Source organism: Streptomyces sp. NPDC001351 (genome assembly GCF_042896045.1).
GTDB lineage: Bacteria > Actinomycetota > Actinomycetes > Streptomycetales > Streptomycetaceae > Streptomyces.
Map to the genome: position 1 here is coordinate 85,646 of NZ_JBIAWS010000017.1, position 20,763 is coordinate 106,408.

General features: G+C 70.4%; 23 protein-coding genes. 13 read left to right on the forward strand and 10 right to left on the reverse strand.

The window, feature by feature from the left end:
- Positions 1-14 precede the first annotated feature (14 nt).
- Positions 15-1,562 carry a putative glycoside hydrolase gene (locus ACFY1U_RS42495; protein WP_390699436.1) on the reverse strand — a complete coding sequence of 516 codons (1,548 nt, stop codon included), beginning with the start codon at positions 1,560-1,562 and terminating at the stop codon, positions 15-17.
- Positions 1,563-1,783: 221 nt separating this feature from the next.
- Between ACFY1U_RS42495 and ACFY1U_RS42500 the strand changes: the two genes are divergently transcribed.
- Together ACFY1U_RS42500 and ACFY1U_RS42505 are read left to right on the forward strand one after the other, a co-directional pair.
- Positions 1,784-2,821, forward strand: a complete 1,038-nt coding sequence (locus ACFY1U_RS42500) for a polysaccharide deacetylase family protein (protein WP_390699437.1) — start codon at positions 1,784-1,786, stop codon at positions 2,819-2,821.
- A gap of 112 nt (positions 2,822-2,933) precedes the next feature.
- Complete coding sequence (locus tag ACFY1U_RS42505; protein ID WP_390699438.1) at positions 2,934-3,110, forward strand: LamG-like jellyroll fold domain-containing protein; 177 nt, start codon at positions 2,934-2,936, stop codon at positions 3,108-3,110.
- Between the two features lie 72 nt (positions 3,111-3,182).
- Here ACFY1U_RS42505 and ACFY1U_RS42510 read toward each other — a convergent pair whose 3' ends face one another.
- Entirely contained in the window at positions 3,183-3,665 is a 483-nt protein-coding gene (locus ACFY1U_RS42510) for a VOC family protein (RefSeq protein ID WP_390699439.1), read from the reverse strand.
- Between the two features lie 123 nt (positions 3,666-3,788).
- On the opposite strand from ACFY1U_RS42510, the gene ACFY1U_RS42515 reads away from it, so the two are divergent.
- The 3 genes from ACFY1U_RS42515 (at position 3,789) to ACFY1U_RS42525 (ending at position 6,348) form a co-directional block, all read left to right on the forward strand.
- Complete coding sequence (locus ACFY1U_RS42515) at positions 3,789-4,997, forward strand: epoxide hydrolase family protein (RefSeq protein ID WP_390699440.1); 1,209 nt, start codon at positions 3,789-3,791, stop codon at positions 4,995-4,997.
- Between the two features lie 108 nt (positions 4,998-5,105).
- The gene (locus tag ACFY1U_RS42520) at positions 5,106-5,744 is read left to right on the forward strand and encodes a ClpP family protease (RefSeq protein ID WP_390699441.1); all 639 of its coding nucleotides are present in this window, start codon (positions 5,106-5,108) and stop codon (positions 5,742-5,744) included.
- A gap of 1 nt (position 5,745) precedes the next feature.
- Positions 5,746-6,348, forward strand: coding sequence for a ClpP family protease (locus tag ACFY1U_RS42525; protein WP_390699442.1), 603 nt, complete (start codon positions 5,746-5,748; stop codon positions 6,346-6,348).
- A 23-nt stretch (positions 6,349-6,371) separates the two neighbouring features.
- Here the strand turns inward: ACFY1U_RS42525 and ACFY1U_RS42530 are convergent, their stop codons facing one another.
- Positions 6,372-6,761: a helix-turn-helix domain-containing protein gene (locus ACFY1U_RS42530; protein ID WP_390699443.1), complete on the reverse strand. Its 390-nt coding sequence runs from the start codon at positions 6,759-6,761 to the stop codon at positions 6,372-6,374.
- Between the two features lie 189 nt (positions 6,762-6,950).
- On the opposite strand from ACFY1U_RS42530, the gene ACFY1U_RS42535 reads away from it, so the two are divergent.
- A complete protein-coding gene (locus ACFY1U_RS42535) occupies positions 6,951-7,838 on the forward strand; it encodes an RNA polymerase sigma factor SigF (protein WP_390699444.1) in 888 nt (295 codons plus the stop codon).
- A 57-nt stretch (positions 7,839-7,895) separates the two neighbouring features.
- On the opposite strand, the gene ACFY1U_RS42540 is transcribed toward ACFY1U_RS42535, so the two are convergent.
- Positions 7,896-8,351 carry an ATP-binding protein gene (locus ACFY1U_RS42540; protein WP_390699445.1) on the reverse strand — a complete coding sequence of 152 codons (456 nt, stop codon included), beginning with the start codon at positions 8,349-8,351 and terminating at the stop codon, positions 7,896-7,898.
- 397 nt (positions 8,352-8,748) lie between these two features.
- Between ACFY1U_RS42540 and ACFY1U_RS42545 the strand changes: the two genes are divergently transcribed.
- Together ACFY1U_RS42545 and ACFY1U_RS42550 are read left to right on the forward strand one after the other, a co-directional pair.
- Positions 8,749-10,026, forward strand: a complete 1,278-nt coding sequence (locus ACFY1U_RS42545; protein ID WP_390699566.1) for a streptophobe family protein — start codon at positions 8,749-8,751, stop codon at positions 10,024-10,026.
- 53 nt (positions 10,027-10,079) lie between these two features.
- On the forward strand, positions 10,080-10,496 hold the full coding sequence (locus tag ACFY1U_RS42550; protein ID WP_390699446.1) for a nuclear transport factor 2 family protein: 417 nt from the start codon (positions 10,080-10,082) through the stop codon (positions 10,494-10,496).
- A 242-nt stretch (positions 10,497-10,738) separates the two neighbouring features.
- Here ACFY1U_RS42550 and ACFY1U_RS42555 read toward each other — a convergent pair whose 3' ends face one another.
- The gene (locus ACFY1U_RS42555) at positions 10,739-13,078 is read right to left on the reverse strand and encodes an FHA domain-containing protein (protein WP_390699447.1); all 2,340 of its coding nucleotides are present in this window, start codon (positions 13,076-13,078) and stop codon (positions 10,739-10,741) included.
- A 59-nt stretch (positions 13,079-13,137) separates the two neighbouring features.
- A complete protein-coding gene (locus tag ACFY1U_RS42560) occupies positions 13,138-13,548 on the reverse strand; it encodes a hypothetical protein (RefSeq protein ID WP_390699448.1) in 411 nt (136 codons plus the stop codon).
- 323 nt (positions 13,549-13,871) lie between these two features.
- Between ACFY1U_RS42560 and ACFY1U_RS42565 the strand changes: the two genes are divergently transcribed.
- On the forward strand, positions 13,872-14,255 hold the full coding sequence (locus tag ACFY1U_RS42565) for a nuclear transport factor 2 family protein (RefSeq protein ID WP_390699449.1): 384 nt from the start codon (positions 13,872-13,874) through the stop codon (positions 14,253-14,255).
- Positions 14,256-14,325: 70 nt separating this feature from the next.
- Positions 14,326-14,613, forward strand: a complete 288-nt coding sequence (locus tag ACFY1U_RS42570) for a DUF1905 domain-containing protein (RefSeq protein ID WP_390699450.1) — start codon at positions 14,326-14,328, stop codon at positions 14,611-14,613.
- Here ACFY1U_RS42570 and ACFY1U_RS42575 read toward each other — a convergent pair.
- Positions 14,603-15,520, reverse strand: coding sequence for an AraC family transcriptional regulator (locus ACFY1U_RS42575; protein ID WP_390699451.1), 918 nt, complete (start codon positions 15,518-15,520; stop codon positions 14,603-14,605). The two genes, ACFY1U_RS42570 and ACFY1U_RS42575, sit on opposite strands and share 11 nt — an antisense overlap.
- Before the next feature lie 101 nt (positions 15,521-15,621).
- On the opposite strand from ACFY1U_RS42575, the gene ACFY1U_RS42580 reads away from it, so the two are divergent.
- Positions 15,622-16,605 (forward strand): oxidoreductase, encoded by a 984-nt coding sequence (locus tag ACFY1U_RS42580; protein WP_390699452.1) that lies wholly within the window; start codon positions 15,622-15,624, stop codon positions 16,603-16,605.
- On the opposite strand, the gene mgrA is transcribed toward ACFY1U_RS42580, so the two are convergent.
- Positions 16,595-17,587: an L-glyceraldehyde 3-phosphate reductase gene (gene mgrA / locus ACFY1U_RS42585; RefSeq protein WP_390699453.1), complete on the reverse strand. Its 993-nt coding sequence runs from the start codon at positions 17,585-17,587 to the stop codon at positions 16,595-16,597. The two genes, ACFY1U_RS42580 and mgrA, sit on opposite strands and share 11 nt — an antisense overlap.
- A 138-nt stretch (positions 17,588-17,725) precedes the next feature.
- On the opposite strand from mgrA, the gene ACFY1U_RS42590 reads away from it, so the two are divergent.
- Both ACFY1U_RS42590 and ACFY1U_RS42595 read left to right on the forward strand, forming a co-directional pair.
- Positions 17,726-18,619, forward strand: a complete 894-nt coding sequence (locus ACFY1U_RS42590) for a LysR substrate-binding domain-containing protein (RefSeq protein WP_390699454.1) — start codon at positions 17,726-17,728, stop codon at positions 18,617-18,619.
- Positions 18,620-18,636: 17 nt separating this feature from the next.
- Positions 18,637-19,152: a DUF664 domain-containing protein gene (locus ACFY1U_RS42595; protein WP_390699455.1), complete on the forward strand. Its 516-nt coding sequence runs from the start codon at positions 18,637-18,639 to the stop codon at positions 19,150-19,152.
- On the opposite strand, the gene ACFY1U_RS42600 is transcribed toward ACFY1U_RS42595, so the two are convergent.
- Both ACFY1U_RS42600 and ACFY1U_RS42605 read right to left on the reverse strand, forming a co-directional pair.
- Complete coding sequence (locus ACFY1U_RS42600; protein ID WP_390699456.1) at positions 19,134-20,204, reverse strand: adenosine deaminase; 1,071 nt, start codon at positions 20,202-20,204, stop codon at positions 19,134-19,136. The two genes, ACFY1U_RS42595 and ACFY1U_RS42600, sit on opposite strands and share 19 nt — an antisense overlap.
- A gap of 48 nt (positions 20,205-20,252) precedes the next feature.
- Complete coding sequence (locus tag ACFY1U_RS42605) at positions 20,253-20,645, reverse strand: VOC family protein (RefSeq protein WP_390699457.1); 393 nt, start codon at positions 20,643-20,645, stop codon at positions 20,253-20,255.
- Positions 20,646-20,763 lie beyond the last annotated feature (118 nt).

Sequence of the window (20,763 nt, forward strand, 5' to 3'; positions counted from 1 at the left end):
GCGGCAGGCTCTCGTCATCGCAGGGTGGCCAGCGCCGTTTCTTGATACGTGGCTCCGGCGTTCCAGAGAAGGAAGGAGTTCATGCCGTCCCCCGCCGCGGCTCTGATCTGGTCGGCGACTTCGGTGGGGCCGTAGTGGACGCCCAGGGAGAAGTCCTGGAGCCAGGGGACGATCGCGGCCCTGGTGCCCTTGACCTGCTTGGCGAAGTCGGCCAGCGACCGGCTGACGATCTCGTACGGGCTGGCGTTCGGACTGGCGACCCCGTACTCCCCGGCGGCCCAGTGCGAGGGGTAGACCATGGGAGCGATGTAGTCGGCGTGCTGGGCCATGGCGGGGATGTCCTGGGCGATTTCGGTGGGCCGGGTGGCGGCGATGCCGAAGACGGAGACGCCGAGGTACTTGCCTTCGGGCTGGATGCGGCGCTGGGTGTCGGCGACGAACTCGGCGATGGACTCTTCGGGGGTCTCGTCGCCCAGGCCGGGGAAGCGCAGTGTGGAGAGCTTCCCGTCGGGGCGGCGCACGTAGTCGTACAGGATGTCGTCGAAGCCCAGCTTGGCCGCTTCGGTGGCCAGGGCGATGTTGTACTGGCGGACCTCGGGATCGGCGAAGTTCGTGAACGAGAGTGTGCCGTAGTGGCCGCCGTCGTACGGGCTGCCGTCAGGGGCCTGGACCAGGCGGTGGTCCTTGCCCTGGCGGTAGGACGCCTGGGCCAGGATGGGGTCGCGGAAGGCGACGATGCGGCCGATGACGCGGGCTCCCATGCCGTGCAGGGTGTCGATCACCTTGTGTGCGTCGTAGCGGTTCTTCACGGCGCCGATCTCACGGGCCAGCGGCACGGAGGAGTCGTAGCCGACCTCGCCGTTCTCGTCCTTGACGTCGAGTTCGACGGCGTTGAGCTTCTTGTCCTTGACGAGCTGGAGAACCGGGTTGCGGACCTCGGTCGAGGACCAGCCGATGGCGGTCAGGTGCGCGGCCCGGGTGAGGGGGTAGGGCGCTACCGCATTCACGTGCTCACGGGTGACGTTGCCTGCCGCGTCGGTGGCCGCCACCTCGATACGGGTGGGGGGCTTTTCGAACCGGCGGGAGAAGGTGCCGTCGTCGCCGACGGTCACGGGGGCGCCGGCTATGGACACCTTCACCTGGCTGGCGTCCTCGACCCGGCCGCTTACCGTCACCGGTGCGCCGGGCCCGGTGGCCCGGCTGCGGGACAGCCGCAGTTTCGGGGCGGTGGTGTCCACGGTGAACGTCCGGGACATGTCATCCAGGAACGGCAGGCCGTTGCGGGAGGTTGCCGTCAGTTCGTGCTTCCCCTCGGCGAATGAGCGGATGTCGAGTATGAGGCGGCCGCCGGCTTGGTGGGTGTGCACCGGTTTACCGTCGAGCCGCACCTCCAGCCCGGCCAGGTCGGCCCCCTCCTCGGCCGTGATCGCAAGGTGCGGGTTGCGGACGTCGGCTCGGCCCAGCACATCCTTGCCGCCGAGCCCTTCGACCTGGAGCCGGCTGGAGGAGGCCTGCATCGCGAAGGCCCCTACCGCCGCGCAGACCGGGACCAGCAGGGACATGGCTATGACGGTGAATCGCGTTCGGAGTCGTTTTCCGCGCATGTTCACTCTGCCGTTCTCGAAAGAGGGTTCCTTGCGATATGACATAGCCGCCACGCCGTCCACCCGAGAGGTTTCGGGCGGGTAATCATGCATTCGGCCCATCGTGCCGGGGTGTGCGTCGCGCTGTTGCCCGAGGCTGGGAGGCGACGGGAAGCGTCTCGTTCACATCCGGAGGCATCATGCGCCCATCCCGCCGAAGCGGCGGCGCGGTCATCGTCGCATCGGTCATCCTGCTGGCCACGGCCTGCTCGGCAACCCCATCCCCGCCGGAAGGGGGCCAGGACGGGCCGTCAGTACGGGCGCGCAAGGCCGGCGGGCAGGCAGCGGTTGCCGACCCGGCGGCGGTGCAGGCCGACGAACTCGGTGCGGTCCCGGTGCTGATGTACCACCAACTGGTGGCCGAGCCCAGGAGTGTGTACGACCGCACGCCGCAGGATTTCCGCGCCGAGCTGGAACGGCTGGCACGGGAGAGCTACGTACCTGTCACGGCACGGGAGTTCAGCAGCGGGAAGATCGACATTCCCGCCGGTACCCACCCTGTGGTGCTGACCTTCGACGACTCGACCGTCACCCAGTTCCGTCTGGACGCGGATGGCCGGCCCGCGGCCGACACCGCGGTGGGCATCCTGCTGGACGTCGCCCGGACGCACCCCGGATTCCGCCCCGTAGCCACCTTCTTCGTCAACGCCGACCCGTTCAGCGAGCCAGGCGGCCGAAAGTCGCTGGACTGGCTCGTCAAACACGGATTCGAGATCGGCAACCACACCCTGCGGCACACCTCGCTGGGGAAGGTGGACGACGACACCGCCCAGAAGGCCATCGCCGACAACCAGAGGGCGATCACCCAAGCCGTGCCCGGCTTGTCGGTGGTGTCGATGGCCCTTCCCAACGGTTCGATGCCCCACTCCCGGCAACTGGGGCTGCGGGGAACCGCCAACGGCGTGCACTACCAGCATCAGGGCGTCTACCTGGTGGGAGCCGACCCCGCCCCGTCCCCCTTCTCGACCGCCTTCGACCCGGGTGCCATCCCGCGGATCCGCTCCCAGGCGGCGACCGGCCCAGAAGCCCAGTTCACCTCGACGGTCTGGCTGGACAAGCTCCGCGACGGGACGGTCAGGCGTTACACCTCGGACGGAGACCCGAAGAAGATCAGCTTCCCCAGGTCCGAGGCGTCCCGCCTCGCCCCGGCTCACCGGCAGGCCGCCCAGCCGTACTGAACGGGGAAACAGACGTGACTGCGAGCGCGGGCTCCGAGCCCATCGGCAACTCATGTCCCATTAAGCGCTGTTGACATCACACAGCAGGCGCCTAGCGCGTCCATTGCACAGCATGTCGGACAACATTCGGTATTTCGAACCGCGGTGGAGCGGCGGAGGGACGCCGCCGCCCCGATACGTCGGCCGCTCCCAGTACGCCGATCCGTATCTGAAGGGCGCGGTCGACGACTTCCGGGTGTACGGCAGGACGCTGAGCGCCACCGAGGTGGCGGCGCCGGCACAGGCCTAGGTCAGGAGCAGCTGCGGCCGGCCCGCCCCCAACCCCGCGGAGGGCGGACCAGCCGTCGCACAGGGGCGGCCGTCACTCGCCCGCGTAGGCCCGCTCCAGGGCGGCGATGTCGAACTTGCTCATGGCCATGAACGCCTTGGTCGTGCGGGACGCCTTCTCCTGGTCGGCATCACTGATCATGTCGATGAGCCTGTCGGGCACGACCTGCCAGGACAGGCCGTACTTGTCCTTGAGCCAGCCGCAGGGACCGGGCTCGCCGCCGCCCTCGGTGAGCTTGGCCCAGTAGTAGTCGATCTCCTCCTGGTCCTTGCAGAAGATCTGGAAGGAGACCGACTCGTTGAACTTGAACATCGGGCCGCCGTTCAAGGCGACGAACTTCTGGCCGTTGGCCGTGAACTCCACCGCCAGCACCGAGCCGGCGGGGCCCGCGCCTCCCTCGACGTTGCGGCCGATGCGACCGACGCTGGAGTTCTTGAAGATCGACACGTAGTAGTGCGCGGCCTCCTCCGCCTGGCCGTCGAACCAGAGACACGTGGTGAATCCGTCGGTGGTCATGAGCACCTCCTGGGGCGTGGAACGCGGTCGTCTGTGTCGACTGATCCTCGCGCCGGAACTCATCGGTCGGGCGGCCGATTAATCCGGGTGGCCGCATCCCCGTCCGGAACTAGGCTCGCGGCCATGACGTCTTCGCCTGCACAGCCCGCGGACAGCATCCGTCCCTTCCGGATCGACATCCCGCAGAGCGACCTCGACGACCTCCACGAACGCCTGGACCGCACCCGCTGGCCGGACGAGCTGACCGGCACCGGATGGGCCTACGGCGTGCCGGCCGACTATCTGCGCGAGCTCCACCACTACTGGCGCACCTCCTACGACTGGCGAGCCGCCGAGGCGCAGCTCAACGAGTGGCCCCAGTTCATCACCACGATCGACGGATCGACCGTCCACTTCGCCCACGTCCGCTCCCCCGAGCCGAACGCCACACCGCTGATCATCACGCACGGCTGGCCGGGGTCGATCGTCGAGTTCCTGGACGTCGTCGGCCCGCTCGCCGACCCCGCCGCGCACGGCGGCGACCCGGCCGACGCCTTCCACGTCGTCGTACCGAGCATCCCCGGGTTCGGGCTGTCGGGGCCTCCCGCCGACACCGGCTGGGAGGCGGGCCGGGTCGCCGACGCCTGGGCCGAGCTCATGCGACGGCTCGGCTACGAGCAGTTCGGCGCGCAGGGCGGCGACTGGGGCTCCGTCATCTCCCGCGAGCTGGGGCGCGCACACCCGGACCGGGTGATCGGCGTGCATCTGAACCTGCTCCCGGGTGCGCAGCAGGCCACCGAGCCGACGCAGGAGGAGCTGGACGAGCTCGGCACGGAGGAGCAGGAGCGTGCGCTGCTGTCCTGGCGCCGGTGGAGCGAATGGTCGCGCGAGGGCACGGGGTACGCCGTCCTGCACTCCACGCGGCCGCAGACCGTGGCGTACGCGCTCAGCGACTCGCCCGTGGGCCAACTCGCCTGGATCGTGGAGAAGTTCCGGGAGTGGACGGACTCTGGACTGCTGCCCGAGGAGGCCGTGGACCGGGACCGGATGCTCACCAACGTGATGCTGTACTGGCTGCCCGGGACCGCCGGTTCCGCCGCCCGCATCTACTACGAGCGCGCCCACGCCACGGGCCGTGTCGCCCAGCCGGCCGAGCCGTCGACCGTACCGACCGCGCTCGCCCTCTTCCCCGCCGAGCTCCAGATCCCGCTGCGCCACAAGGCGGAGCGCACGGAGAACATCGTGCGCTGGACGGAGTTCGACCGGGGCGGGCACTTCGCCGCGATGGAGGAGCCCGACCTGCTGGTCGAGGACGTGCGGGCGTTCTTCCGGCAGCTGCGCGAGAAGGGCTGAGAGGTTTCTCTGCCCGTGGCGAATCTGCCGCGGGCAGAGAAACCGCGTGCGGGGCCGGTGCAGGGCCAAGAGTGGAGTCGACGGCATCACCGCTCGACGGGAGAGACCATGACTCCACTCACCACGCTCGCGCCCCGCGCCGAGGAGGGCGACACCCCGCCCAGCCGGCACGACGACCATCTCGCGGCCCAACTGCTGGGCCAGCGCATCGTGTTCCTGGGCACCCAGGTCGACGAGGTCTCCGCGAACCGGGTCTGCGCGCAGCTGCTCCTGCTGTCCGCGGAGGACCCGCGCACCGACATCAGCCTGTACATCAACAGCCCGGGCGGCTCCGTGCACGCCGGCCTCGCGATCTACGACACGATGCGCCTGATCCCCAACGACGTCTCGACGCTCGCCATGGGCTTCGCGGCCAGCATGGGCCAGTTCCTGCTGTGCGGCGGCACACCCGGCAAGCGGTACGCCCTGCCGAACGCGCGGATCATGATGCACCAGGGGTCGGCGGGCATCGGCGGCACCACGGCCGACATCGAGATCCAGGCGGAGAACCTGGAGCACACCAAGCGGACCATGGAGCGGCTGATCGCCGAGAACACGGGCCAGAGCCCCGAGACCATCGCCCGGGACGGCGACCGTGACCGCTGGTTCACGGCCGAGGAGGCCAGGGAGTACGGCATGGTGGACCGGGTTCTGGAGTCCCTCGCGGATGTCCGCCCGGCCGCCTCGAAGCGACGGATGGGGCTGTGACATGGGCAACTACACGATTCCGTACGTCGTGGAGCGCACCGCGCACGGCGAGCGCTCCTCCGACGTTTTCAGCCGGCTGCTGTCCGAGCGGATCATCTTCCTCGGCACCGAGATCGACGACGGCGTGGCCAACGTCGTCATCGCGCAACTGCTCCATCTGGAGTCGTCGGCGCCGGAGAACGAGATCTCGGTCTACATCAACTCGCCCGGCGGCTCGTTCACTTCGCTGATGGCGATCTACGACACGATGACCTTCGTGCAGGCGCCGATCTCGACGGTCTGCGTCGGCCAGGCGGCCTCCACGGCGGCCGTACTGCTGGCCGCCGGGGACCCTGGGCGGCGGATCGTGCTGGAGCACGCGCGGGTGCTGCTCGGGCAGCCCGCCGCCGGTGGCAGCCGGGGCATGATCTCCGACCTCACGCTCCAGGCCAAGGAGATGGTGCGGATCCGCTCCCAGGTCGAGCAGGTGCTGGCCCGGCACACCGGGCACGACATCGCGACGCTGCGCGCGGACATGGACCGCGACAAGGTGTTCACCGCCGAGGAGGCGGTGGCCTACGGGCTGGCCGACGAGGTGCTGAGCCGGCGCCTCGCCGCAGTCTGAGGCGCCGGCCCACAACCCGTCCGTCAGGCGGCCAGGCAGAGTCCGTTGTACGGCGACGTGGACGTCCGGCGGCTCCGGTCGGCCTGCCGGCCGGCGATCCGGACGAGCTCGCCCTGCGCCCGTGACAGCAGGTCACCGAGGCCCAGTCCGAGGGCGTGGGCGGCGGCCGCGAGGACCTCGGAGGAGGCCTCCTTGCGGCCGCGCTCCACCTCGGAGAGATAGGGCATGGAGATCCGGGCCTGATCGGCCACGTCCTTCAGGGTGCGCTCCTGGGCGAGGCGTTCGCGCCGCAGGACGTCGCCGACGAGGTCCCGCCACAGGGGCTCCCTGGGCGGCGGAGGCGAGGCGGCGGGCCGGCCCTGCGGGCGGCGCAGCGGAATGACATCGGCTTCGTTCGGCGCTTGGCTGCTCACGGCTTCAGACTAGATTTTCCCGCCTCGATGGGAAGAGATCGGCATTCCGCTCTGGGGGGAATCCCCGAGGCGAGGTCCGCGGTGCAGGTCCGGTCCCGGTCGTGGGCATGTCCCGGCGCAGAGCGGGTACACGCATGCAGAAGGGCGCGACGTAGACGGACGTCGAACCGTGACTTCGTGGGAGAGGACATGGACACCGCCGTGGAACGGTCGGAGGCAGAGGTCGTCGAGAAGACCGCCGGGACCTGCACGGGTGATGGACCACTGCCGGGGATCGCGGAGCCACGCACCGTGGCTCCGCGTGACGCACGGGAGCTTTCTCGTCAGTTCTTCCAGCGCCTCTCGGAGCTCGAGGAGGGCACGCACGAATTCCAGTACGCGCGCAACACGCTCATCGAGATGAACATCTCGCTGGTGCGGTTCGCCGCCGGGCGGTTCCGGGGACGCGGCGACGACATGGAGGACATCGTCCAGACCGGGATGATCGGTCTGATCAAGGCGATCGACCGGTTCGAGCTGTCTCGTGAGGTCGAGTTCACCTCGTTCGCGCTGCCGTACATCGTCGGTGAGATCAAGCGTTTCTTCCGTGACACCACCTGGGCAGTGCATGTGCCCCGCAGGCTGCAGGAGCTGCGTGTCGAGCTGGCCAAGGCACGCGAGGAACTCGCCAGCCGGCTGGACCGGGAGCCGACGGTTCCCGAGCTCGCCACCTTGATGAACATCCCCGAGAACGAGGTGATCGAGGCGCAGATAGCGTCCAACGGCTACAACTCCTCCTCCCTGGACGCGGCGCTCACCGGCGAGGGGCCGGAGGGCGGCGAGGCGGTGCTCGCCGACTTCATCGGGGTGGAGGAGGACGGGCTGCGGCTCGTCGAGGACTTCCAGTCGCTGGCCCCGCTGATGGCGGAGCTCGGCGAGCGGGACCGGCAGATCATCCACATGAGGTTCGTGGAGGAGGCCACCCAGGCGGAGATCGGCGAACGGCTCGGCTGCTCGCAGATGCATGTGTCCCGACTGATCAAGCGGATCATCGCGCAACTGCGCGAGGGAATGCTGGGCGAGCTCGGCTGCGCCTGAGAGGCGGCCGGTCGCATCCTTGACCGCCGCGGTCGCCGATACCGGCGACCGCGGCGGTCACGCGCTGGTCAGGCCCACCACGGCAGACACCCGCTTGCCGACCGGCACCCGCTCCACGGTGACCTGCCTCGCCAGGACATGGACTATTTCCAGGCCGTGCCGACCGACGCGCTCGGGGTCGCGCGGGAAGCGGCGCGGCAGGGCCGCGCTGCTGTCGTAGACACACACCGTGACCGAGGTGTCCGTGCCTTCGAGCTCCAGGATGTACGGCCCGTTGCTGTGCCGGTCCGCGTTGGTGACCAGTTCGCTCACGACCAGCAACACCTCGTCCTCGATGCGGTCGTCGATCTTGGCGCACCATTCGGTGCGGAGCCGGCCCACGAAGTGCGCGGCGAAGGACCGGGCCTCGGCGATGCATCCCGGTTCGCCGGTGTAGTGTGCCGCCCGCCGTAGCGGTTCCACGGGCACGTCGAAACCAGTCGGTATCACTGCCCCGCCCACGTGCTCGATCATGCATGTCTCTCTCGGAAGCCGGCCAGGCCGGACGCTGCTGCATCAGTGCTGCTACCCCGAGCCGCGCCCGGCAGTCCCCGTCCGGACCGATGTGTCCGCCAACACGTGGAACGCCGGTCATGTGGTGCTCGGCCCCGGAGCACTGTACGTCCCGGTCTCCCCTGGTGGCGCCGGTTCCGTCGTGCCCGGCCGGATGGCGGGCGACTCGGAGCTCGGCGACGGGACGGACGGTGAGGTCGAGGTCGACCACGGTCAGGGGCCCGGCGTGCCGGGAGAGGAGGCGCACGTGGACGACGGCGACGAGGGTGCCGTTGCTCCGGTGCGGTGGCGCCCGCAAGCCGACGCGGACGGCCCTCCCGGCGGGCGGGGCGGGCGAGCGCTGCTTAGCGTGGCGAGAGTGAGCCCGCGAACCCCCTCCGACCTGGCCGTCGCCCGCCACGGCTGGGTGCAGGCCCTCGCCGGGGTGCTGGCCACGCTGATCGTCATGGGCATCGTGGCCGGTCTGGGCCTGTGGGCGGCCGGGGCGGCGGATCTCCCGGACGGCGCGTTCCCTCGGGTGGTCGCGGCGACGGTGGTGACGGCCGTCGGCGGGACGATCGAGCTGTCGGGGAACGCCGGAGCGCTGGCCCGGTCCGAGGCCGGCATGACCGTGATCCCGCTGTCGGTGACGCTGGCCGGGGCCCTCGTCCTCGCGGCGGGTTTCCTGCGCCCGTTGCGGCACCGGGCGGTCGCCGGCGCCCCGGAGCTGGCCGGGTGGGCCTCGCGCCTCGCCGTGGTGTGGCTGCTGGCGCTGCTCGGCCTGGCCCTGGGCGCCCGCCAGACCTTCGCGGTCGACCTCGGCAACGGGACCCTCAGCGCCATCGGCGACCTGTTCGGCGTCACGCCGAAGGTCGGCTTCGAGACGGATGTGCCGCTGACCCTGTTCTTCGGTGTGCTGTGGCTGGCGGGTGTGCTGGTGGTGGCGCTGCTGGTCTCGCGCGGGGCGCCGCTGCCGGGGCGGCTGCTGCGCTTCCAGGAGTCGGTGCGCCCGGCCGCGTACGCCATGGTCGTGCTGCTGCTCGCGTACGTCGCCCTGGGTGTCGTCGTCGCGCTGGTCGTCGCGGCGACCCGCGGCCACGCCACGGAGACCCTGGCGGTGATCCTGCTGGGTCTGCCGAACCTGGTCTGGCTGGCGCTCACGCTCGGTCTCGGTGCCACCTGGACGGGGCGGGTGCAGGGGCCCTTCGGGCTGCCCATGCCGCATGTGCTCGACGAGGTGCTGCGGACGAAGGAGGTCTCCACGCTCAACCTCGGCACGCTCGCCGAGCACGACGGAAGGGTGTGGTGGCTGGTGGCCGTCGACGCGGTGCTTCTGCTGGCCGCCGGGTTCGTTTTGGCGGCACGCTCCCCGGCCCGGATGCGGGCCTGGCAGCACGCCCTGCACATGGCCGCCGCCCTCGCGCTGACGGTGCTCATGATCTGCCTGGTGGGCCGGGTCGACGCGCACTACGGGCTGTCCCTGCTCGGCGTCGGGGACCTGGGCGGGGGTCTGTCCGGGGATTTGTTCCTGAAGCCGAAGGTGTGGTCCGCGCTGGGTTTGGCCGTGTTGTGGGGGCTGGTGACCGGTTTCCTCGGCGCGCTGCCGGCGCGGCCGGTGCGGCGGCGGGGGAAGACCGAAAAGGAGTGGGAGACATGATGCCGTCCGTGGCAGTGTCCGGTCAGTCGAGGTGTCGAGGGGAAGGAGACGCCGTGGCGTTGGCTCTCGAAGACCGTCTGGCCGTCACCGAGTTGATCGCCCTGCACGGTCATCTGGTCGACGGCGGAGAACTGGACCGCTGTGACGAGGTGTTCACCTCGGACGTCGTCTACGACCTGTCGGATTTCGGCCAGAGCGAGGTCACCGGGCTGACCGCCTTCAAGGAGGCCGCGCTGGCGCTGGGCCCGAAGAACCCGGTGGCGCATCACGTGACCAACGTGGTGATCGAGGAGGTGGCCGACGGCCGGGTCCATGCCCGGTCCAAGGGGCTGGGGATCATGACGGACGGCTCGTGCGGGTCAGTGACGTACGAGGACGTCGTGGTGCGCGTCGAGGTGGGCTGGCGCATCTGCCGGCGCAAGGTCGTGGCGCGCCGTGTACCGCTGGGCGGGCTCGGTCAGGAGGCCTGAGCCGGTCGCGCCCTGAAGGGGCGCGAGGCTGCGTCGAATATGCGGCTTCCATCGCGTGGGCGCAACCAGCCACGACGTGCCGGAGGGAAAAGCGGGCACGGAACAGCACACACTCCAGGTGGGGGGTGGGTGGCATCCTCCCGCCGGAAGGGCGGGCGGCCCGCCAGGCGGATCCGGGTGCTCCCCGGCGGGCATGCCGTGCGGGGGGATGGCGTGGGTGGGCCGGAAGTCGGGGAGCGCCGTCACGGCTTCCGCAGCACGGCGGGTTCGTGGCGGCGCAGCAGCCGGGAGACGGCGAAGCAGAAGACCGCCGAGAGCACCACCAGCATGGCGATGTTCAGCAGCCACACCCCGGCCGAGTGCTTGAACAGTGGATCGCCGGTCAGGTCGCCGGGCACGATCCGCGCCAGGCCGACGGTGCCGGCCATCGCGCCGAGCGCCCACCGCGAGGGCACCAGCCAGGACAGCTGCTCCAGACCCGGCACTCCGTGGAGCTTCAGGAGGGCGCCGCAGAAGACGACCTGGACGATCGCGAGCAGCACCAGCAGCGGCATCGTCACCTCCTCCTTGCTCACCAGGGCCGACACCAGCAGCCCGAGCGTCATCGCCGTGAACGCCAGCAGGGCGACGGCGACGGTGATTTCGACAAGGGGCGGCATCAACACGCCTTCGCCGCCGGGCGCGTTGAGGTCGACGCCCAGGAGGGCCACGAGGGTGAGCACCACGGCCTGCAGCACGGTGATCGTGCCCAGGACGACTACCTTCGACATCAGGTACGCCGATCTGGACAGGCCCACGGCCCGCTCGCGCCGGTGGATGGTGCGTTCCTTGACGAGTTCGCGCACCGCGTTCGCCGCGCCGGTGAGGAATCCGCCGACGCACAGGATGAGCAGCGCGTTCATCGCGGTCGCCTGCGTGAGCCTGCTGCCGGCCAGGGCGCGGGCCATGGCGCCCATCACGAACGGCAGGGCGATCATGACGGCGAGGAAGGTGTGGTCGGCGCCGAGCGTGGCGGTGTAGCGGCGCACCAGCGTGCCCAGCTGGGCTCCACGGCTGCGGGGCCGTGCGGGCGGAGTGATCACGACCGGGCCCGAGCGGGGTACGCGGGGCTGGGCGGTGGCTTCGGTGACATAGTGCCGGTGGAAGGGCGAGAAGAGGTAGTCGCCGGCCCAGTCGCGGTCGTCGTATTCGAAGGCCTCGAAGGCCTCCGGCCACTGCTCGAAGCCGAAGAAGGCCAGGGCGTCCTCGGGCTGGCCGTAGAAGGCGGTCCTGCCGCCGGGTGCGAGCACCAGGAGCCGGTCGCACACGTCGAGGCTGAGCACGCTGTGGGTGACGACGATGACGGTGCGGCCGTCGTCGGCGAGGCCGCGCAGCATGTGCATCACCGAGCGGTCCATGCCCGGGTCGAGGCCGGAGGTCGGTTCGTCGAGGAAGAGCAGCGACGGCTTGGTCAGCAGCTCAAGGGCCACGCTGACCCGCTTGCGCTGCCCGCCCGAGAGACTGTGCACCGGCTGGTCGGCGCGCTGGCCGAGGCCCAGTTCGCGGATGACCTCGTCGACCCGGGCCCGGCGCTCGGCCTTCGCGGTGTCCTGCGGGAAGCGCAGCTCGGCGGCGTAGGACAGGGCGCTGCGGACGGTCAGCTGGGCGTGCAGGATGTCGTCCTGCGGGACCAGTCCGATGCGCTGGCGCAGCTCGGCGTAGTCGCGGTAGAGGTCGCGGCCGTCGTAGAGCACGGTGCCGTGGTCGGCGGGCCGCTGTCCGGTGAGGGCGTTCAGCAGCGTGGACTTGCCGGCGCCGCTCGGGCCGACGACCGCGAGCAGGCATTTCTCCCCCACCGGGAACGACACATGGTCGAGCAGGGTCTTGCGGCCGTGGTCGACGGCGACGGTGAGGTCCTGCACGTCGAGGGAGATCTCGCCGGTGTCGACGTACTCCTGCAGCTGGTCGCCGATGAGGCAGAAGGCGGAGTGGCCGATGCCGACGATGTCGCCGGGGCCGATCGGGGCGGCGGTGACGGGTGAGCCGTTGAGGAAGGTGCCGTTGTGGCTGCCGAGGTCGGCGATCTCGTAGGTGCCGTCGGGCAGGGCGCGCAGTTCGGCGTGGTGCCGGGAGATCACCAGGTCGTCGATGACCAGGTCGTTGTCGGCTGCGCGGCCGATGCGGACGGTGCGGGTGGGCAGCGGCCGTACGGTGGTGGGCCGCCGGAAGGTGCCGGTCAGGCCGGGCATGGACACCGCGGCGGGACGCCCGGGGGCCGGTGCCGAGGGGCTGAGGAGGACGGCGCACGGGCCGTCGGAGGGGTTGCCGAAGCGGATGACGCTGCCGGGGCCCACGCCCCACTCGTGGATGCGGCGGCCGTCGGCGAAAGTGCCGTTGGTGCTGTTCTCGTCCTCGATGGTCCAGTGGTCGTCCTCCGGGCGCAGCACCGCGTGGTGCCACGAGACCCGGGCGTCGTCGATGACGATGTCGCTCAGCGGGTCGCGTCCCACGTGGTAGTCGCGGCCCGGGCTCATCACCGTGGAACCCGCCTCGGTCTCCAGGACGAGTTCGGGCGCAGTCGGCGCCGTCGGCCGCTCTGCCATGACGAGAATTCTACCGATTCGTGTACATCTGCGCCCGGGGTGACAGGCGCCGACGATGCTCAGCCGACGGGCAGGACGAGCGCCGGAATGGTCCGCTGCATACGCAGGGCGTCGACGGACTCGGCCAGCAACTCGTACTCGGTGGTCTCGTCACTGGTCGCGATCCGCACCAGGTGTCCCGCGGCCAACTCGTCGGCGACCAGCTCCTGTTGGGCGATATTGGCGCACCACGAGCGCAGTACGGCCGGTACGTCGGGTACGGTGTCGGCGACGGGGACGAGCGAGCTCGGCGGGAAGTGCTCCGCTTCCGGCTGGGGGTCGAGACGGTCGGCGATCCAGTTGGCGCGGTCACGCAGCCACCACAGGGCGAGGGCGAGCGTGGGAGCCCGGTAAGTGCCTAAAGGCACACCGATACGCTCGCCTCCGCAGGTCCCGTAAGCCGTGACATGGCATAAGAACTCGTCGTGCACGTTCTCTCCCCCGCTGCTCGCTCGCCTGTCGGCCGGCCTCTCTTTCGGTGCGGCTCAAGTGCTGTGCGTGATGGCGTCTTCGCTCGCCGTGAAGTCCCTCGACTGTTGAGTATGTTCACTACTGAACCACTGTCACCACGACTTTCCGGCCAGTCTCCTGGCATATTCACAGGGGCAGTTGGCCGAAATCCTGCGAGTGCTTCATTACCCGAGGGGTAATCGACGGTCCCGCGCGGGCCGGGCATGGTGGTCGTACCGGGTCGCCGCAACCGCGAACCCGGGCCCTGACCAGCAGCTACGACCTCGATGGAGGCTGATTTCCCATGTCCGCGAACACCGACCGTCACGAGAACGCCGTCGCCCGCTACTTCGAGGCCTGGAACGCGGGCGAACCGGAGGCACTGGCGAAGGCGGTCGCCGCCGCCTGGGCGACGGACGGCACCTACACCGACCCGCTCGCCGCCGTCAGCGGCCACGACGAGATCGCGGCCCTGATCACCGCGGCGCACGGGCAGTTCCCGGGTTTCGCCTTCCGGCTGACCGGCGCCGTGGACGGCCACCACGACACGGCGCGGTTCTCCTGGGAGCTGGTGAGCGAGGCCGACAGCTCGGCGCCCGTGGCCGGCTTCGACGTGATCACGCTGGACGCGGACGGCCGTATCCGCTCGGTGCTCGGTTTCCTGGACCGGGTGCCCGCCGGGGCGTGAGCCGCGCGATGAGTTTCCGCGCTCGCGGCGGTCTCTTCGGTAGGTGACCACCGCGAGCGGAGGAGCAGTCATGACCACGACCACCGAGCTGGACGAGAGGTTCACCGCCGTCCTGCGCAAGAGCCCGAACGACGGCGGCTGGACCTATCTCGTCTGGCCGAAGAGCGTCGAGTTCTTCGGCACCCGCGGGCTCGTCAAGGTCCGCGGCACCATCGACGGGCACCCCTTCCGCAGCTCCTTCATGGCCCTGGGCGACGGCACGCACAAACTGCCGGTGAAGGCCGACCTCCGCAAGGCCATCGGGAAGGGCGAGGGCGACCGGGTGACCGTGCACCTGGAGGAGCGGCTCAGCTCCTGACCGACTCCCGGTAGCGCCGGGGCGCGACGCCGACCGCCCGCTTGAAGGCGTTGCTGAAGGCGCTTTCGGAGGTGTAGCCCACGGAGCGGGCGAGGGCCGCGACCGGAGCCGTGTCCTGGCGCAGGGCGCGGGCAGCCAGGCTCATGCGCCAGTTGAGCAGGTACGTCAGGGGCGGCACCCCGGCCGCCTCCTTGAACCGTACGGCGAAGGTGGTCCGCGACATCGAGACCGCCCTGGCCAGCTCCTCGAGCTGCCAGGGATGTCCGGGGTCGCCGTGCATCAGCCGCAGGGCCGGGGCGAGCCGCTCGTCGGCCAGGGCCCGCAGCCAGCCGGGCGGCAACCCGTCGGACTCGCTGAGGCAGACCCGCAGGACCTGCACGAACATCAGCTGCGCGAGCTGATCCGAAGCGAACTCGACTCCGGCCCGGCGGGTCTTCATCTCCCCCACCAGCTGATCGATCAGCCAGCGCAGCACCGGCGCCTCCGCCGCGTCGGCCCGCACGTGGATCAGCTCGGGCAGGGCCCGGCGCAGCAGTTCTCCGCTGTCCCGGCTCAGGTCGATGTGCCCGGAGACGCAGGCGACCTCCTCGCCGTGGCCGAGGCTCGCCATGCGCGTGCCGGGCTCCATCGAGACGTCGCCGGAGTCCAGCGGCTCGACGCCGAGCGCGCTGCACAGCACGTATGACTGCCGCCCGTCGGAGACGACCACGTCCCCCTCGGACAGCTTCACCGGCTCCCCGCCGCCCTCGCGGACCAGCAGACAGCCGCCCCGCACGACGGCGTTCACCTTGAGCTTGTCGCGTCCGCGCAACCGGATCGCCCAGGCCCCGCCGGCCGTGAAGCCGCCGGAGAACACACTGCGGGCGTCGGCGACTGCGAGGGCGTCGGAGAGCGGATCTGCGGACACGCTCGAACTATCACGCAAGTAATGCCGATTCTCAAGCATTCATCGTACAGATCTCCGACTCTACGTTGGTCTGGACGGCTCACGTTGAGGAGATACGCACCATGGCCACCGCCCAGCATCCCCTGCCTTCCGGCTTCGGCGCCGCGACCACCGCGGAGGAGGTGATCAAGGGGATCGACCTGACCGGCAGGGTCGCGATCGTCACCGGGGGATACTCCGGCATCGGGCTGGAGACGACCCGGGTCCTGCGGGGCGCGGGCGCCGAGGTCGTCGTACCGGCGCGCGACCTGGAGCGGGCCCGGACGGCGCTCAAGCACGTGCCGGGGGCCGAGGTCGAGTACCTGGACCTGCTGGACCCGGCCTCGATCGACGCCTTCGCGGAGAAGTTCCTGGCGTCCGGGCGCCCGCTGCACGTCCTGATCAACAGCGCCGGGATCATGGCGACGCCACTGACCCGGGACGCACGCGGCTACGAGGTGCAGTTCGCCACCAACCACCTGGGGCACTTCCAGCTGGTCGCCCGCCTGTGGCCCGCGCTGGTCGCGGCCGGCGGGGCGCGCGTCGTGGCGGTGTCCTCACGGGGCATCCGCTTCGGCGGCATCGGCTTCGACGACCTGCACTTCGAGCACCGGCCCTACGAGCCGTTCGCCGCCTACGGCCAGTCGAAGACGGCCAACGCGCTGTTCGCCGTGGAGCTGGACCGGCGCGGGCGGGCCGAGGGCGTACGGGCCTTCTCCGTGCACCCGGGGATCATCATCGACACGGGCCTGATCAAGCACATCGACCCGGAGATCGTCCGGGCGTCGGGCACGGTCGACGACGAGGGCAGGCCCATTATCGATCCCGAGCGTCAGTGGAAGACGGTGCAGCAGGGCGCGGCCACCAGCGTCTGGTGTGCGACCAGCCCCCAACTCGCCGACACCGGCGGGGTCTACTGCGAGAACTGCGACATCAGCCCGCTGGTGACCCCCGAGACCGAGGCCGCCTGGTACGAGAGCGAGCAGACGCCCGGCGTCCTGCCGGGTGCCGTCGACCCAGAGGCGGCGGCCCGCCTCTGGGAGGTCAGCGAGCGTCTTACGGCTTGACGATCTCGTCGATGCGGGCCAGTTCGTCGGCGTCGAAGTCCAGGTTGCGGGTGGCCGCGACACTGTCCTCGATCTGCTGCGGGCTGCTCGCACCGACCAGGGCGGAGGTCACCCGGCCGCCGCGCAGCACCCAGGCCAGGGCCAGCTGGGCGAGGGTCTGGCCGCGGCCCTTGGCGATCTCGTCGAGGGCGCGCAGCTTGCCGACCAGGTCAGCGGTGACCGCGTCCGAGTTGAGGAAGGGGCTGTCGCTCGCCGCCCGCGAGTCCTCCGGGATGCCGTCGAGGTAGCGGGAGGAGAGCAGGCCCTGCTCCAGCGGGGAGAAGACGATGGAGCCGACCTGGAGCTCGTCGAGGGCGTCCAGGAGGCCCTCCTCCTCGGGCCGGCGGTCCAGCATCGAGTAGCGCGGCTGGTGGATCAGCAGCGGAGTGCCCAGCTCACCGAGGATGCGGGCGGCCTCGCGGGTCTGCTCCGCCGAGTAGTTGGAGATGCCGACGTACAGCGCCTTGCCCTGCTGGACCGCCGAGTGCAGGGCGCCCATCGTCTCCTCCAGGGGAGTCTCCGGGTCGGGGCGGTGCGAGTAGAAGATGTCGACGTAGTCCAGGCCCATCCGCGCAAGGCTCCGGTCCAGTGAGGACAGCAGGTACTTGCGGGAGCCCCACTCGCCGTACGGGCCGGGCCACATCAGGTAGCCGGCCTTGGTGGAGATGACGAGTTCGTCGCGGTACGCGGCGAAGTCCGCCTTCAGGAACTCGCCGAGCGCGGACTCGGCCGCGCCGGGCGGCGGGCCGTAGTTGTTGGCGAGGTCGAAGTGGGTCACGCCAAGGTCGAAGGCGCGGCGCAGGATGGCCCGCTGGGTCTCGACCGGACGGTCGGGACCGAAGTTGTGCCACAGGCCGAGCGAGATCGCGGGGAGCTTCAGGCCGCTGCGTCCGGTGCGCCGGTAGGGCAGGTCCGCGTAACGGTCGGGGTGTGCGGTGTACAACGCGACTCCAGAGGGGTTGGCACACGGTTTCCCGGTTCCCGGAAGTTCAGAGAAGCCGGCACCCCATATCTTTCGCGACCTGCGGGCAGTGGTCCAACAGGAGAATGCGATGGGATTGAGCGGATAGGCTTCTCAATTATGGAACTGCGCCATCTCCAGCACTTTGTCGCGGTCGCCGAGGACCAGCATTTCACCCGGGCGGCAGAGCGGCTGATGGTGTCCCAGTCGGGGCTGTCGGCCTCGATCCGGGCGCTGGAGCGGGAGTTGCAGACCCCGCTGTTCGTACGGACGACCCGCAGGGTCACGCTCACGGAGGCGGGGCGTGCGCTGCTCGGCGAGGCGGAGCGGATTCTGGCGCAGGTGCGGTCCGCGCACGAGGCGGTCGCCGCGGTGCAGGGCGTGCTGCGCGGCACGCTGGCGCTGGGCACCGAGCAGTGCATCGCGGGGGTGCATGTGGCGGGGCTGCTCGCCGCGTTCCGGCGGCGGCATCCGGATGTGGAGATACGGCTGCGGCAGGCCGGCTCGGGCGCGCTGGCGGAGGAGGTCGCGGCCGGGCGGCTGGACCTGGCCTTCGCCTACCGGACGCAGGCGGACACCGACCAGCTGCGCTCGGTGTCGCTGACCGGTGAGCCGATGACGGTGCTGTGCCATCCCACCCACCGTCTGGCGTCGGGCGGCGCGCCCGTCACACCGGAGGAACTCGGCGGGGAGGTGTTCGTGGACTTCCACCCGGACTGGGGGCCGCGCCGCACCACCGACACGGCCTTCGCGGCGGCGGGTGTACGGCGCACCGTGGCGCTGGAGGTCAACGACGTGCACAGCCTGCTGGACCTGGTCGACGAGAACCTCGGCATCGCGGTCGTGCCCCGGCACTTCCGGCACAAGCGGGAGGCGCTCACCGCCCTGCCGGTGAAGGGCACCGGCGAGGCGGTCTACGAGACAGTCGCCCTGCTCCCGCCGCCGCAGGCGACCAGCCCTGCGGCCCGGGCCCTGATGGCGCTTCTGGAACAGGGCACGCACGAGGGGCCGTAATGCGCGATGGTGGATGCATGCATGCCAAGGACATCCTCATCGACGGGTTCAACCGCATCCAGGAAGAAGTCCACGCAGCCGTCGAGGGCCTCGGCCCCGACGACCTCAACGCCCGCCCCTACAAGGCCGGCAACTCGATTGCCTGGCTCGTCTGGCATCTCACCCGGGTCCAGGACGACCATGTGGCCGACGCCTTCGGGCTCGACCAGGTGTGGCTCGCACAGGAGTGGGAGAAGCGCTTCGGGCTGGACCTCCCGCGCCGCGACACCGGCTACGGGCACAGTCCCGCCAAGGTGGCCAAGGTGCGGGTCGACTCCGGCGACCTGCTGACCGGCTACTACGACGCCGTGCACGAGCAGTCCCTCGGCGCCCTGCGCGAACTGGCCGCCAAGGATCTCGAGCGCATCGTCGACGAGAACTGGGATCCGCCGGTCACCCTGGGCGTGCGGCTGGTGAGCGTCCTGTCCGACGACCTTCAGCACATCGGACAGGCGGCCTACGTACGGGGGCTGCTTCAGAGCGCGGCTTCGTAGCCCGGCAGGACGACGTCCTCGATGAGGGCCCTGCGCTCGTCGAACGGGATGAACGCGCTCTTCAGGGCGTTGACCGTGACGGTGCGCAGGTCCTCGACCCTCCAGCCCGCCTGCTCCACCAGCAGCGACATCTCACGGGTCATCGTGGTGCCCGACACCAGACGGTTGTCGGTGTTCAGCGTGACGCGGAAGCCGAGGTCCTTCAGGGCCGTGATCGGGTGCTCGGCGATCGAGGTGGCGCACCCGGTCTGCAGGTTGGAGGTCGGGCACATCTCCAGGGCGATCCGGCGATCCCGCACCCATCCCGCCAGCCGGCCCAGCTTGCCGTCCACGATGTCCTCGGTCAGACGCACACCGTGGCCGATGCGCTGGGCGCCGCACACCTGCAGCGCCTGATGGATGCTGGGCAGACCGAACGCCTCGCCGGCGTGGATGGTGAACGGGACGCTCTCACGGCGCAGGCGCTCGAAGGCGTCCCGGTGGTCGGCGGCCGGGAAGCCGTCCTCGGCGCCGGCGATGTCGAAGCCCACGACGCCCGCGTCCCGGAAGGCCACCGCCAGGTCGGCGGCCTCCCCGACCCGGTCGAACATCCGCATGCCGCACAGCAGGGTGCCCACCCGCACCGGGGTGCCCGCGGCCGCCGCCTTCGCCATACCGGTCGCGAGGCCCTCCTGGACGGTCTCGACGACCTCGGCCATGGTCAGCCCGCCGTTGGTGTTCAGCTCGGGGGCGTAGCGCACCTCGCCGTAGACGACCCCGTCGGCCGCCAGGTCCAGGACGTACTCCTCGGCGGCGCGCAGCAGGCCCTCGCGGGTCTGCAGCACGGCGAGGGTGTGCTCGAAGGTGGCGATGTAGCGCACCAGGTCACCGGAGTTGGCGGCCTCGACGTACCAGGCGGCGAGCTCGCCGGGGTCGGTGGTGGGCAGGGTGTGGCCCACCTCGGCCGCGAGTTCCACCACGGTGGCGGGGCGCAGACCGCCGTCGAGGTGGTCGTGCAGGACGGCCTTGGGCAGGCGGCGGATCACGTCGGCGTCTACGCGCGTTGCAGTCATGGCGGGTCTTTCCTTGAGCGGTGGTTCGAAGCGGCGGGGAGGGAGTCGTCAGTCGGCGGGCTGGAGCAGGTCCCAGCGGTTGCCGTACAGGTCCTGGAAGACGGCGACCGAGCCGTAGGGCTCGTGGCGCGGTTCCTCCAGGAAGGTCACGCCCGCGGCGAGCATGCGGGCGTGGTCCCGCGCGAAGTCGTCGGTGTGCAGGAAGAAGCCGACGCGCCCGCCGGTCTGGTCCCCGACCCGGGCACCCTGCGCCTCGCCCTTGGCCCGGGCCAGCAGCAGGGCGGTGCCCGCGGCCTCGGCGCCGGGCTGGACGACGACCCAGCGGGAGCCGTCGGGGCGGGCCGTGTCCTCGACGAGCCGGAAGCCGAGGGCCTCGGTGTAGAAGCGGATCGCCTCGTCATGGTCGTCGACGACGAGGGTGACCAGGGCGATGCGTCTCATCGGGGCCTTTCGCGAGGTCGGAGGGTGGTTGACGGGTGAGGTTATACGTAAAACCTCGACTTCGCCAGTCGGCCTCTGTCACCGCCTTCGTCTACAGTTCAGTGGACCGTCTACATGT

Excerpts from the sequence above, each read along its gene's own strand:
- ACFY1U_RS42510 (WP_390699439.1), bottom strand. The coding sequence starts at position 3,665 with ATGACCACCGACGGATTCACCACGTGTCTCTGGTTCGACGGCCAGGCG.
- ACFY1U_RS42605 (WP_390699457.1), bottom strand. The coding sequence starts at position 20,645 with ATGAGACGCATCGCCCTGGTCACCCTCGTCGTCGACGACCATGACGAG.
- ACFY1U_RS42565 (WP_390699449.1), top strand. The coding sequence starts at position 13,872 with ATGTCCGCGAACACCGACCGTCACGAGAACGCCGTCGCCCGCTACTTC.
- ACFY1U_RS42590 (WP_390699454.1), top strand. The coding sequence starts at position 17,726 with ATGGAACTGCGCCATCTCCAGCACTTTGTCGCGGTCGCCGAGGACCAG.
- ACFY1U_RS42535 (WP_390699444.1), top strand. The coding sequence starts at position 6,951 with ATGGACACCGCCGTGGAACGGTCGGAGGCAGAGGTCGTCGAGAAGACC.
- ACFY1U_RS42520 (WP_390699441.1), top strand. The coding sequence starts at position 5,106 with ATGACTCCACTCACCACGCTCGCGCCCCGCGCCGAGGAGGGCGACACC.
- ACFY1U_RS42515 (WP_390699440.1), top strand. The coding sequence starts at position 3,789 with ATGACGTCTTCGCCTGCACAGCCCGCGGACAGCATCCGTCCCTTCCGG.
- ACFY1U_RS42580 (WP_390699452.1), top strand. The coding sequence starts at position 15,622 with ATGGCCACCGCCCAGCATCCCCTGCCTTCCGGCTTCGGCGCCGCGACC.
- ACFY1U_RS42495 (WP_390699436.1), bottom strand. The coding sequence starts at position 1,562 with ATGTCCCTGCTGGTCCCGGTCTGCGCGGCGGTAGGGGCCTTCGCGATG.
- ACFY1U_RS42540 (WP_390699445.1), bottom strand. The coding sequence starts at position 8,351 with ATGATCGAGCACGTGGGCGGGGCAGTGATACCGACTGGTTTCGACGTG.
- ACFY1U_RS42595 (WP_390699455.1), top strand. The coding sequence starts at position 18,637 with ATGCATGCCAAGGACATCCTCATCGACGGGTTCAACCGCATCCAGGAA.
- ACFY1U_RS42600 (WP_390699456.1), bottom strand. The coding sequence starts at position 20,204 with ATGACTGCAACGCGCGTAGACGCCGACGTGATCCGCCGCCTGCCCAAG.
- ACFY1U_RS42505 (WP_390699438.1), top strand. The coding sequence starts at position 2,934 with ATGTCGGACAACATTCGGTATTTCGAACCGCGGTGGAGCGGCGGAGGG.
- ACFY1U_RS42500 (WP_390699437.1), top strand. The coding sequence starts at position 1,784 with ATGCGCCCATCCCGCCGAAGCGGCGGCGCGGTCATCGTCGCATCGGTC.
- ACFY1U_RS42570 (WP_390699450.1), top strand. The coding sequence starts at position 14,326 with ATGACCACGACCACCGAGCTGGACGAGAGGTTCACCGCCGTCCTGCGC.
- ACFY1U_RS42555 (WP_390699447.1), bottom strand. The coding sequence starts at position 13,078 with ATGGCAGAGCGGCCGACGGCGCCGACTGCGCCCGAACTCGTCCTGGAG.
- ACFY1U_RS42525 (WP_390699442.1), top strand. The coding sequence starts at position 5,746 with ATGGGCAACTACACGATTCCGTACGTCGTGGAGCGCACCGCGCACGGC.